The organism is Schaalia odontolytica, from assembly GCF_005696695.1.
Taxonomy (GTDB): domain Bacteria; phylum Actinomycetota; class Actinomycetes; order Actinomycetales; family Actinomycetaceae; genus Pauljensenia; species Pauljensenia odontolytica_C.
The window spans coordinates 1811014-1822862 of record NZ_CP040006.1; the positions used below are offsets into that span (position 1 = coordinate 1811014).

At 66.5% G+C, this 11849-nt stretch carries 13 protein-coding genes and 1 tRNA gene; 4 read left to right on the forward strand and 10 right to left on the reverse strand.

Annotation, left to right across the window (positions count from 1 at the left end):
- Positions 1–31 precede the first annotated feature (31 nt).
- The gene (locus FBF35_RS08080; protein ID WP_060565687.1) at positions 32–967 is read left to right on the forward strand and encodes a carbohydrate kinase family protein; all 936 of its coding nucleotides are present in this window, start codon (positions 32–34) and stop codon (positions 965–967) included.
- Positions 968–1050: 83 nt separating this feature from the next.
- Here the strand turns inward: FBF35_RS08080 and FBF35_RS08085 are convergent, their stop codons facing one another.
- The gene (locus FBF35_RS08085) at positions 1051–1812 is read right to left on the reverse strand and encodes an isoprenyl transferase (protein WP_060565688.1); all 762 of its coding nucleotides are present in this window, start codon (positions 1810–1812) and stop codon (positions 1051–1053) included.
- Positions 1813–1999: 187 nt separating this feature from the next.
- Here FBF35_RS08085 and trhA point away from each other — a divergent pair, with 187 nt between their 5' ends.
- Together trhA and greA are read left to right on the forward strand one after the other, a co-directional pair.
- Positions 2000–2683: a PAQR family membrane homeostasis protein TrhA gene (trhA, locus tag FBF35_RS08090; RefSeq protein WP_060565689.1), complete on the forward strand. Its 684-nt coding sequence runs from the start codon at positions 2000–2002 to the stop codon at positions 2681–2683.
- A gap of 115 nt (positions 2684–2798) precedes the next feature.
- A complete protein-coding gene (greA, locus tag FBF35_RS08095) occupies positions 2799–3278 on the forward strand; it encodes a transcription elongation factor GreA (protein ID WP_003794499.1) in 480 nt (159 codons plus the stop codon).
- 102 nt (positions 3279–3380) lie between these two features.
- On the opposite strand, the gene FBF35_RS08100 is transcribed toward greA, so the two are convergent.
- Positions 3381–4865: an AI-2E family transporter gene (locus FBF35_RS08100; RefSeq protein ID WP_060565690.1), complete on the reverse strand. Its 1485-nt coding sequence runs from the start codon at positions 4863–4865 to the stop codon at positions 3381–3383.
- Between the two features lie 99 nt (positions 4866–4964).
- Here FBF35_RS08100 and msrA point away from each other — a divergent pair, with 99 nt between their 5' ends.
- Positions 4965–5591, forward strand: a complete 627-nt coding sequence (msrA, locus tag FBF35_RS08105; RefSeq protein WP_060565691.1) for a peptide-methionine (S)-S-oxide reductase MsrA — start codon at positions 4965–4967, stop codon at positions 5589–5591.
- A gap of 66 nt (positions 5592–5657) precedes the next feature.
- On the opposite strand, the gene FBF35_RS08110 is transcribed toward msrA, so the two are convergent.
- The 8 genes from FBF35_RS08110 to FBF35_RS08145 form a co-directional block, all read right to left on the reverse strand.
- On the reverse strand, positions 5658–6056 hold the full coding sequence (locus FBF35_RS08110; RefSeq protein WP_034463888.1) for an FKBP-type peptidyl-prolyl cis-trans isomerase: 399 nt from the start codon (positions 6054–6056) through the stop codon (positions 5658–5660).
- Positions 6057–6089: 33 nt separating this feature from the next.
- Complete coding sequence (locus tag FBF35_RS08115; protein ID WP_060565692.1) at positions 6090–7070, reverse strand: Bax inhibitor-1/YccA family protein; 981 nt, start codon at positions 7068–7070, stop codon at positions 6090–6092.
- A 155-nt stretch (positions 7071–7225) separates the two neighbouring features.
- Positions 7226–7299: transfer RNA gene (locus tag FBF35_RS08120), tRNA-Leu, on the reverse strand.
- Between the two features lie 52 nt (positions 7300–7351).
- Positions 7352–8320, reverse strand: coding sequence for a Ppx/GppA phosphatase family protein (locus tag FBF35_RS08125; protein ID WP_034463892.1), 969 nt, complete (start codon positions 8318–8320; stop codon positions 7352–7354).
- Between the two features lie 61 nt (positions 8321–8381).
- Complete coding sequence (locus FBF35_RS08130; RefSeq protein ID WP_060565693.1) at positions 8382–8891, reverse strand: DUF501 domain-containing protein; 510 nt, start codon at positions 8889–8891, stop codon at positions 8382–8384.
- Entirely contained in the window at positions 8888–9649 is a 762-nt protein-coding gene (locus tag FBF35_RS08135; protein ID WP_060565694.1) for an FtsB family cell division protein, read from the reverse strand. Before FBF35_RS08135 ends, FBF35_RS08130 begins: the two co-directional genes overlap by 4 nt.
- A 107-nt stretch (positions 9650–9756) precedes the next feature.
- A complete protein-coding gene (gene eno / locus FBF35_RS08140; protein WP_241772508.1) occupies positions 9757–11034 on the reverse strand; it encodes a phosphopyruvate hydratase in 1278 nt (425 codons plus the stop codon).
- Positions 11035–11216: 182 nt separating this feature from the next.
- Entirely contained in the window at positions 11217–11813 is a 597-nt protein-coding gene (locus FBF35_RS08145; protein ID WP_060565696.1) for a hypothetical protein, read from the reverse strand.
- Positions 11814–11849: the final 36 nt, after the last annotated feature.

The window sequence follows — 11849 nt, forward strand, 5'->3', positions numbered from 1 at the left end:
ATTTACCCGCGCCCCCAGGTGAGGAGACGTCATGACGGTGCAATCTCAGCCCCACGTGCTCGCGATCGGCGAGGCGCTCATCGATGTCGTCATCACGCACGAGCAGCCTGAATGCCCCTCCGAGATCCCGGGTGGCTCGCCCGCGAACGTCGCCCTGACGCTGGGGCGCCTCGGCCGTCCGGTGGCGCTGGCGACCTGGTTCGGCGCGGATACGCGCGGCCGCCTCATCGACTTCCACATGAACGATTCGGGTGTGTACATCACCCCGGCCTCGCGCGGCGCCTCGCACACGTCGACGGCCCTGGCGCGCCTGGATGAAAACGGCGCGGCCTCCTACACCTTCGACCTCGAGTGGGCCCCGACTGCCCCGATTGAGGTCCCAGAGACCGCGCAGATCATCGAGGCCGGCTCGATCTCCGCGATCATCGAGCCCGGCGCCTCCGCCGTCCTCGACGCGCTTGCCCGGGGCCGCGAGCACGCGCTCATCTTCTTCGACCCGAACGCCCGCCCCTCGATCATGGGCGAACCCGCGGCCGCGCTCGCCTCACTCGAGCGTTTCATCGCCCTCGCGGACGTCGTCAAGGTCTCCGACGAGGACATCGACTGGCTGACCGGCGGCGCGCCCATCGACGAGATCGTGGATCGTTGGCTCGGCATGGGCGTCTCGCTCGTGGTTGTCACGCGCGGCAAGCACGGGAGCGACGTCGCCACGGCCTCGGGCCTGCGCTTTACGAAGACCCCGAGCGACGTCCCGGTCGTCGACACGGTCGGCGCGGGCGACTCTTTCATGGGCGGCATGATCGACGCTATGTGGGGCATGGGCCTGCACGGTGCCGAGGCACGCGAGGCACTGCGCACCCTCCCCGAGGAGCAGGTCCGCGCCATCATCGACCGCGCCAGCGCCGTCTCCGACGTGACCGTCTCACGTAAGGGCGCAAACCCGCCCTGGGCGCACGAGCTCTCCTAAGAACGCCACACACGTGACGAGGCCGGTCCCCTACGACGGGTCCGGCCTCGTTCGTCGCACGCGTCGGCGCGCTCGACGTGCGCTTACTTGCCCATGCGGCGCTCGCGCTGCGCGTAAGAGCGCAGGGCGCGCAGGAAGTCGACGCGGCGGAAATCCGGCCAGTAGACCTCGCAGAAATAGTACTCGGAGTGCACGGACTGCCACAGCATGAAGCCCGATAGGCGCTGCTCGCCCGAGGTACGGATGACGAGGTCGGGGTCGGGCTGGTCCTTCGTGTACAGGTGCGCGGTGATATCCGCGTCGGTGAAGGAGTCGGCGAGCTCGTCGAGGGTGCGTCCCTGGGCCGACGCCTCGCGCATCATGGAGCGCACGGCCTCGGTGATCTCGTGTCGGCCGCCGTAGCCGACCGCGATATTGACGGTCATTCCCTGCACGTCGGCGGTGCGCGCGACGGACGCACGCAGGTCCTCGGCCACCTTCTCGGGCAGCAGGGAGAGGTCGCCGACGACGGCCAGCTTCCAGCGCCCCTGGTCCGCCAGGAGGGAGACAGCCTCGCAGATGATGCGCAGCAGCTCGCCGAGCTCGGCGGCATCGCGCGAGAGATTATCGGTGGACAGGAGCCACAGCGTCACGATCGACACACCCGCATCGTCGGACCACTGGAGGAACTCGCTGATCTTCCCGGCACCAGCGCGGTGTCCCTGCGAGGCGGTCGCGCCCAGGGACTTCGCCCAGCGGCGGTTACCGTCCAGGATCACGCCGATGTGGGCGGGCACGGCGGCATCAGACAGCTCGGCTTTGAGACGACGCTCGTACATGTCGTAGAGCATGTTCCACTGGGCCATGATGTCCCTCCTGCTGCTGTCGCACCCTGCGGTGCGGCGTACTCTTATGACATTAAGGGTATCGCGCCGTAGGACGGCAGGGAAACACAATTACTCTCGGAGTGCGAGAACACGCCTATCGCAACAAGTTACGGCGTAGTAACCTACGGACTCGTAAGAAATGTTGACAGATTGACAGGGGGAACGGATGAAGATCGCGTCGCTCAAGCCCAAGGAATGGTTCTCGGGCCAGCTCGTGCAGATCAAGCCGAAGCTGCGCGGCTGGCTACACCTGGCCGCCGCCCCTCTGTCCCTGGCCGCATCCATCGTCCTCGTCTGCCTCGCACCAACGACCCCCACGAAGATCGGATCCGCCGTCTACCTGGCGTGCTCCCTCATCCTCTTCGGCGTCTCGGCCGCCTACCACCGCTTCTACTGGGCCCCGCGCTGGGAGATCATGTGGAAGCGCCTCGACCACTCCAACATCTTCCTGCTCATCGCGGGCACCTACACACCGATCACGATCGCGCTCCTGGACCGCTTGGATGCGACAGTTCTCCTCTCTGTCGTGTGGGGTGGGGCGCTCGCCGGCATCCTCCTCAACCTCTTCTGGCCCAGCGCACCGCGCTGGCTGACCACCCTCGTCTACGTCGCGCTCGGGTGGGTGGCGGTCTGGTATCTGCCCCAGCTATGGGCGGGCGGCGGCCCCATCGTCGTGTGGCTGATCGTCGCCGGAGGAGTCCTCTACACGCTCGGCGCGGTCGTCTACGGAACGAAGAAGCCCGACCCCTCCCCCACCTGGTTCGGCTTCCACGAGATCTTCCACGCCTTCACCGTCGCCGCGTGGGCCTGCCACTGCGTCGCCGTCTACCTGGCGGTCCTGAATTCCTGACGCGCCACCCGGCCAGGCTGCGCCCGTGGCCTGGCGCAATGTTGCTACACTCGACACCATGCGCGCCGGCACCCGTGTGTCGGCGCTCGATTACTCACACGTCATTGGAGGAACCATGGCTGACACACAGTGGCTCACGCAGGCCCAGTACGACCTGCTCGCAAGCGAGCTGAAGGAGCGCGTCGAGGTCAAGCGCGTCGAGATCGCGCGCCTCATCGACGCCGCCCGCCAGGAGGGCGACCTGCGCGAGAACGGCGGCTACCACGCTGCGCGCAACGAGCAGTCCATGAATGAGACCCGCATCCAGGCCCTCCAGGAAATGCTGGAGCACGCCGAGGTCGGCGAGACCCCCGCCGACGACGGCATCGTCGAGCCCGGCATGGTCGTCACGGCTCTGGTGGCCGGCCGCGAGCAGAAGTTCCTGCTCGGTTCGCGTGACGCCGGCGGCGACCTGGGCATTCAGGTCTTCTCCGCGCAGGCTCCCCTGGGCGCCGCCGTCATCGGCCACAAGGCCGGCGACAAGCTCTCCTTCGAAGCCCCCACGGGCCGCATGATCGACGTCGAGATCCTCGACGCCAAGCCTTTCGAAGGCTGAGCTCACAGGCGAACAGGCCCGCGCGGCCTCGCCCGCCCACACTAACGCGAAGCGGGTCCCACCACTCGGTGGGACCCGCTCGCATATGCGCCTGAGCGAGCCTTACGCCTCCACGTGGGGCGTCGGAGGCTCCCCCGGCTTCTGCTTCTCGGCGGCCGGCGCCTCCTCCGAAGTGGGGTCCTCCTCCGACTCGACGCGGGCCTCGACGTGAAGATCCACGGACGCTACGACCTCGTCCTCATCAGCTTCTGCGCGAGCCACGTACGGGCGCGTATCGGGCTTACCCGCGTAGGAGGCGGCGATCTTCTCCTCGAGCATGCCGGGAGGGCCGCCCGGGCGGTCCTCGGCGGTCGCCAGCTCGGGCATCGGGTCATACCCGTGCAGGTACATGACGGTCGCGTTGATGAAGGCCGCGATCGGCACCGAGAAGATCGCGCCAGCGATGCCGGCGATCGCGGATCCGGCGGTGATGACGAGCATGACGGCGACGGGGTGCAGGGAGACGGCGTTCGACATCATGAAGGGCTGCAGGATGTTTGATTCGACCTGCTGGACCACCAGGATGATCACCAGCATGATAATTGCCTTCGTCAGGCCGCCGTTCACGGCCGCCACGAGCACCGCGATGACGCCGGACGTCAGGGCGCCCAGAATCGGAACGAACGCGGCGAAGAAGGTGATGACACCGATCGGGATGGCCAGGGGCACGCCCAGGAAGAACGCGCCCAACGCAATACCGATCGCGTCGATGGCCGCCACCTGGATCTGCGTGCGCACGTAGGAACCGAAAGTCGCCCAGCCGCGGATCGCGCTCTCGTGGACGGGAACGCGGGCGGGCGCGGGAAGCAGACGCACGCACCACAGCCAGATCGAGCGCCCCTCCTTCAGGAAGAAGAACAGACAGAAGAGCATGGTCAGGCCAGAGGTGGCCAGCGTGCCCACCGAGGAGGTGATGTTCAGGGCGCCGGTCGCCAGCGTTTCCTTGTTGGTATTGAGCCAATTCACCAGCTCGGCACGCAGCTGCTCGGCTGCATTCGTCAGGACGGTCGTGTCCATCTTGAGCGGGCCGTCCTGAAGGAACTCGTTGTGCACAATCGCGTCGAGCAGAGCGTGGAAGCCGTCTGCGGCCTGCGAGGCCAGCTGCGGGACCTGCTGGATGAGTTCGGCGGCGGCCTGGCTCAGCGCGCCCGCAACGGCGGCGAAGAAGACCAGCAGGCCGACGGTAGCGGCCAACGAGGAGGGAAAGTGCAGGCGGCGGCGCATCCAGGAGACGAGGGGCTCCAGAAGAACCGCCACCGTCAGCGCGATTGCGACCGGCATGATGACGAGCGTCAGGCGGGAAATGCCCCACAGGACGGCCATGACCAGACCGGCGACGACGAGGGTGCGCCACGAGATCGCCGCGGCGACGCGAAGGGTGCGCGGGACGGCGGCGGCCACGTCGCGCTCATCCTCGTGTTCCTCGCGCACGGACACCATGACGGGCGCGGGTGCGGGTTCATCTGCGTGTTTTGACGGCAGGGCAGCTGAGAGCCTGCCCATGAGGTCGGATAGCTTCCAGCGCGGCTGTTCCTGAGTGTCGGCCACGGTCCCTCCTTTTCGTTCACCCCTAAGCGTACTCGCCCGCACGCGCATTTCCGTTCGCGCAGCGCGCTCACCCGCCACGAGGGGCGCATACTGGGAGGTATGACATCGTTTTTCAAGCAGGCACACACGAACGTTCACGTCTCCACGCACGCAGTCCTCGGTTCGAACATGAGGGACGAGGCCAGGGCGGGCCAGGAGGTCATCTACCTTGCCGCGGGGTGCTTCTGGGGCGTCGAGAAGGCGCTGTGGAACACTCCCGGGGTCGTGACCACGGCGACCGGCTACATGGGCGGGCATTCGACCAACCCGACGTACGAGCAGGTGTGTTCTCATTCGACAGGTCATGCGGAGACCGTGCGCGTTGTCTTCGATACCGCGCAAACGAGCGCCGCGGAGCTGGTTCGACTCTTCTTTGAGATCCACGATCCGACGCAGGTGGGTGGACAGGGCAACGACATCGGCGACCAGTACCGCTCTGCGATCTGGACGACCACACCCGAGCAGCTGCGCGACGCGACCGCCCTGCGCGCGGCCTACCAGGAGGTGCTCACGAAGCGCGGTTTCGGCCCGATTCAGACCGTCATTTCTGCCGCACCCGACGGGGACTCCACCGCACGTTTCTGGTACGCGGAGGACTACCACCAGCAGTACCTGTTCAAGAACCCGGGCGGCTACGAGTGCCACGCCCGCACGGGTGTCGCCTGCCCGGCACTCCCCCACAAGTAGCCCACGCGTGACACAGATGTGGGGCGGGCCGGCACGTGTGTGCCGGCCCGCCCCACATGCGTGAGATCAGTTCACGCCCAGGATGTCAGTGACGAACACGAGGGTCGCGCCGCCGGGGATACCGGCCTGCGGAACGCCACGCTCACCGTAGCCGAGCTCGGAGGGGATGGACAGCAGGACGCGGTCGCCCACGCGCTTGCCCACGAGGCCCTCGTCCCAGCCGGGGATGACCATTCCAACGCCGATCTGGAAGGACAGGGCGCCGCCGCGGTCGAAGGAGTTATCGAAGTCGACGTCAGAGCCGAAGACCGCACCGTAGTAGTGGCACGTGATCGTATCGCCGGCCTCGACGACCTGGCCGTCACCAGCGTGCAGGACCTCGACGACGAGCTCATCGGAGGGGGTGCCGTCGAAGGACAGGGCGGGCTTGCGGCCGAATTCGCCGGCGACAGAGATGTTTTCCATGATGTCTTTCCTTAGGGTCGGTGAAGCGACGCGTCAGTCGCGGCGCATGAAGTAGGACAGGATCCTGAGGATCTCGAGGTAGATCCAGATGACGTCGGTCATGATGGCGAAGGTGCACAGCCACGAGTACTTCTCAGGCACGTTGTTGGCAACGCCCACCTTCACGGCATCGAAGTCGCGCACGAGGCACAGCACGCCGATGAAGACCGCGAGGACGCCAATAATGACGCCGAGCGGAATACCGAAGATGGAGGTGTTGCGAACGGCCGTCATATTCACGAGGCCGGTGCCCGACAGGAACAGGCTCGCCATGTAGTAGATGAAGAACGCGAAGGAGCCGATGCCCGCGACTCGGGTGAGCGTGTTCGAGTTGCGCACGAAGCCCATCGTGAAGGCACCCAGAGTCACACCAATCACCACGAGGGTCGCCAGAACTGCGCTCACCACGATGCCCGGGTACATCATTTCGAAGGCGCAGGACAGCGCGCCGAGAACGAAGCCCTCAATGAGCGAGTAGGCGACGATCGCACCCGGGCGGACCTTCTTCGAGAACTGGATGAACAGACCCAGGCCCAGCGTCACGGCACAAGCAGCGAAGGCCACGAGCATGGCAGCGCTCAGCGCAACGACGCCCGTCATCCATCCGGCGACCGCGCCCACGAGGAGCAGGCCGAAGCACATGAGGGACTTGACCACGACGTCGTCGTAGGTCATCGTTCCACGATCCACCGCGTCGGCCGCGGGAGCGTTCATCATCGCCTCGTACGAGGCCATCTGCTCCTCGTAACCGGACGGAGCCGGGTAGGCGCTGGGGTTACCCTGCGGAGCGCCGTAGACCGGCTGCCCCGAATAGTCGACACCCTGCTGGGTGCCGTACGGGTTGGTCGCACCCGCGTAGGGGTTCTGCGCCTGCGCCGAAGCCGGCTGGTACCCCGGCATCTCGGGGTAGCCGGCGGGAGTCGTCGACTGGGTCGACCAGTCCTTGACGATCGAATTCATCACCGGGTTGGCCATTTTTCCTCCTCATTCAGTGATGCACTGCCTCTAGTGTCGCACGAGGCATCCACGGGTGGGAAACGTACCATTATGCGCGCAGCGCAACGCGGCGTCCACACGCGCAGCGAGTTCCACCAACTGGCCACGGCCTCGTCGATGACACCGCTGGTCTGTACCCCCGGTGGGACTCGAACCCACAACACACCGATTTTAAGTCGGTTGCCTCTGCCAATTGGGCCACGGGGGCGCGCACGCGCACGTCCAGCCTACGGGAGGCTGGCGTGCACCTCAAGCTCCGCTCAGATCATCGCCTGTGCGATGCCGTCGAGGATGTCGTGCTCGGAGGTGACGACCTGCTCGATCGGGTGCCCGGCGGCCTCGGCGCGCGCCAGAACACGCGTGACGATGCGGCTCCAGATGAGCGCGCCCGCCGCGATGACGTCCTCGCGCCCCTCGGGCATGAAGCCCAGGGAGGCCTTCACGGAGGTCGGCTGATCGACCATGAAGCGCACGGCTTCCTCGAACTGCGCAGCGCTCAGGCGGGCGCCGTGGATGCGCTCGGGCTGGTAGGAGGTGAGCCCCAGCGCCTGGGCGGTCAGGGTGGTCACCGTTCCCGCAACGCCCACGAGGGAGCGCACGCGCGCCAGGTCCACGGACTTCTCCGCACCGTCCAGCTGCTCGTCGATCCAGGCGATCGCACGCTCCTGGTCCTCGACAGGCACGCCGCCCGCCGGATCCACGTGGGAGAAGAACTTCTCGGTGACGCGCACGGCGCCCATGTCGATCGAAATCGCCTGTTCGACGCGGGTCGCACCCAGCACCAGCTCCGTCGACCCACCGCCGATGTCGACGACCAGCATCGGGGCGGTGACGGACTCACCCAGGCCGCTCACCGCGCCATTGAAGGACAGTGAGGCTTCCTCCGTGCCGACGACGACCTCGGGCTCCACACCGATGATGGCCTTGATCTGGCGCACGAAGTCCGCGCTGTTGGACGCGTCTCGGGTGGCGGAGGTCGCCACAAAACGGGTGCGGGTCGCGCCCAGGGCCTCGATCATGCGCTGGTACTCGACCGTGGCCTCGACCGTGCGCTCGATCGCCGCGGGATCCAGGTAGCCGCGCGCATCCACGCCCTGCCCAAGGCGCACGATGCGCATCTGGCGGGTCAGATCGCACAGGTGGGGGCGGCCGTCCTCGCCGATATGTCCATCGGCGACGAGCAGTCGGATCGAATTAGTTCCACAGTCAATGGCAGCTACGCGGGTCATCGCTTCGTTTCTACGGGGGTGAGTCCCGGACGAGGCCGGGGCGGGCACGGGCTAAAGGCGCTCAGCAGGAGCAACGGGAGGTGGAGAACAGGCCACGCTCGTCGAGCATCGCGAGCGCGCGGTCCCCGATCGGATTCACGCCGGGGCCTGCGGCCAGAGAGTGGCCGACGAGGGCGTGCAGGCACTTGACGCGCGTGGGCATTCCGCCGGCGCTCACGCCCGAAATCTCTGGAACATCACCCAGGGTCAGGCGCGCCTGAATGTAGGCCTCGTGGGCGCGTGCATAGGCGGCGCGCAGCTCCTCATCGGCGGCGAGTTCCTCGTTGAGGGTCTCCATGACGTGCTCGGCCTCAAGCGTGGAAGCGCCCTTCACTGCTGCCGGGTGCGTCAGGTAGTAGGTCGTGGGGAACGGCGTCCCGTCAGGCAGGCGCGGCGCGGTGGCCACGACCGTGGGCCGACCACACACGCAGCGCGCAGCGATACCAACGACCCCTCGGGGCACGCGGCCCAGCTGGGAACGCAGGACCTCCAGGTCCTCTTCAGTGGCGTCGGTGGTGTTAACGAGGCTCATTCTCCGCTTTCTTGGCTGGTGGTGGGGGCCTGGCCCGACTGGCTGGTCTCAGCCGACGGGATAGGCGTCGCGCTCGGCGGCTGGTCCGCCTTCCCCACTAGGATACCGAGCTGCTGCACCCAGGGGCGCGCCGGTCCGGTGGAAGCCGCTGCGGCCGCCAGCGCCGAGTCCTGGTATTGCGGCCCCGGATCCACCACCGTGTATTGGGTCTCACCGGGGCGAACGAATCCGAGGCGCTCGCGCGCCTGAGTAGAGATGTAGTCGGGGTCATTCCACAGGTCGAGCTGACGCTGCATGTCGGCATTCTTCTGCTGTTGCTCGGCGACCTGCGTCTTGATCTGCGCCAGTTCACGCTCCTGCTGCCACCACTGGTAGAGGCTGGGCACCAGCATGACCGACAGGATCGCGGCGACGATCAGGACAACGAGAAGTCGCGTGGACACATCGAGGCCACCGATGGACAGGACCGAGGAGCCCTCCGCGGCGGGGCGCACAAACGAAGAGCGCGACGCGCCCTTCTCGCCACCCTTATTCCTGCGGAAAAAGCTGCGCTTTGCCCCCTCATTCTTCTGCGCACCCCGGGCCGTCTTCTGGCGCTTCGCCGAGGCCTCGGCCCCCTTCGAGGACTTCGAAGCCTTCGCGGCCGCCCTGCGCTGGCGCGACTTTTCCGCGTTGATCTCACGCGTCGTACGCGCTGCCTCCGAAGCGGAGGAGCGACGACGCGGAGAGGGGCGGGAAGAAGGACGACGGCTAGCCATTCTTCTATCGTGCCCTAAATTGACGTCTTTGGCTCAGCCCCACGCCGAAAAAACTCCGCGCGGACCCTGTCGGGCCCGCGCGGAGCTATGCGGCTAGTTGCCTAGGCTCACTTGAAGCGAGGGAAGGCAGAGCGGCCGGCGTAAACGGCGGCCTCGCCCAGCTGCTCCTCGATGCGCAGCAGCTGGTTGTACTTGGCGACGCGCTCGGAACGAGCGGGAGCACCGGTCTTGATCTGGCCGGAGTTGGTGGCGACGGCCAGGTCGGCGATCGTGGTGTCCTCGGTCTCGCCGGAGCGGTGCGAGGTCATCGAACGGTAGCCGTTGCGGTGCGCTTCCTCGACGGCGTCGAGGGTCTCGGTCAGCGAACCGATCTGGTTCACCTTGACGAGCAGCGCGTTCGCGGCGCCCAGCTCGATGCCCTTCTTCAGGCGAGCGGGGTTGGTGACGAACAGGTCGTCGCCGACCAGCTGGACGCGGCCACCGATCTCGGAGGTCAGGGCCTTCCAGGCATCCCACTCGTCCTCGGACAGCGGATCCTCGATGGAAACCAGCGGGTAGTTCGAGATGAGCTTCTCGTAGTACTCCACCATGTAGTCAGTCGAGCGGCCTTCGCCCTCGAACTGGTACAGGCCGTCCTTGAAGAACTCGGAGGAGGCAACGTCCAGGGCCAGGGCGACGTCCTCGCCCGGCTTCAGGCCGGCCTTCTCGATCGCGGAGACGATCAGGTCGAGGGCCTCAGCGTTGGAGTCCAGGTTGGGGGCGAAGCCGCCCTCGTCGCCCAGACCGGTGGACAGGCCGCGCTCCTTCACGACGCCCTTGAGCGTGTGGTAGACCTCGGCGCCCCAGCGCAGAGCCTCACGGAAGGAGGGAGCGCCGATGGGGGCGATCATGAACTCCTGGATGTCAACGTTGGAGTCCGCGTGGGAGCCACCGTTGAGGATGTTCATCATGGGGACGGGCAGGACGTGAGCGTTCGGGCCGCCCAGGTACTTGTAGAGGGGCAGGTCCGCGTACTTCGCGGCAGCCTTGGCGACGGCGAGGGAGACGCCGAGGATGGCGTTCGCGCCGAGCTTGCCCTTGTTGGGGGTGCCGTCCAGGTCGATCATGGCCTGGTCGATGTAGCGCTGATCGTCAGCTTCCTCGCCGATGAGCTCGGGGGCGATCTGCTCGACGACGGCGTCAACGGCGTCCTGGACGCCCTTGCCGAGGTAGCGGCCCTTGTCGCCATCGCGACGCTCGACGGCCTCGAACGCGCCGGTGGACGCGCCGGAGGGAACGGACGCGCGCGCAGCGGTGCCGTCCTCGAGGACGACCTCAACCTCAACGGTCGGGTTACCGCGCGAGTCGAGGATCTCGCGTGCACCAATGCCTTCAATAACTGCCACGTCATTCTCCAATCGATGTTGTTGCGTGGAAGCGGTCAGTACAACGGTAATACGGACCGCCATATGTGGTCACCCCCGGCGAGGGGGACGTTGTGGTTTTTGGGGCTATCAACCCCGGTTATGTGCCCGGACAAGCGACATTAGTCCCTGCCGGAGAAGCTGTGAGCGAATACTCACAAGGTTCAGTGAGCGCTGCCACCCAGGAGCGCGGCCGTGGGATCGTCCTTGGCTCCAGATACGGCGTCACCAAAGAGGGGCATGGTCGGTGCCTGGCCTCCACCCAGGGAGGGCTGTGCGAAACGCGGATTAATCTGCGCGTTCGCCTTGACGCGAGCCTGCTCGAGGGTCTCGTTCATGGCAGGCACGGCCGCCGGGTTCATCTGAGCGAACTGGCTGAGCTGCTGATTCAGGAGCACGGAACGCACGGTCGCTCGCGTGCCGCGCCCGATCGCGGGCACCTGAGCGCCGGTCTGCGCCGCAGCCTGCTCAAGAGCCTGGTCGATCTGCTCGTCGGTCACACTGAGGCCCACTGAGTCAGCCACTGCGACGAGCTGCGGCTCGTTGATCAGGCGAACGCGCACCTCGTACGCATCAATGGAAGACTTTCCAGCCGTCACTGTGGCGATCTGGCTCACGGCCTCGTTAACTTCCGCGATGCTGTAGTCGCCGTTGTTGGTGCTGACGGCAGCGCCGGGATGGGCGGAGCACGCCCCCATTCCCAGTCCTGCAGCCACAATCAGGGCGGCGGTGGTGAGCTGGCGTGTGTAGCGCACGAGCATTCCTTCCTCAGATGTGTTGCGACGCAATAGGACCAG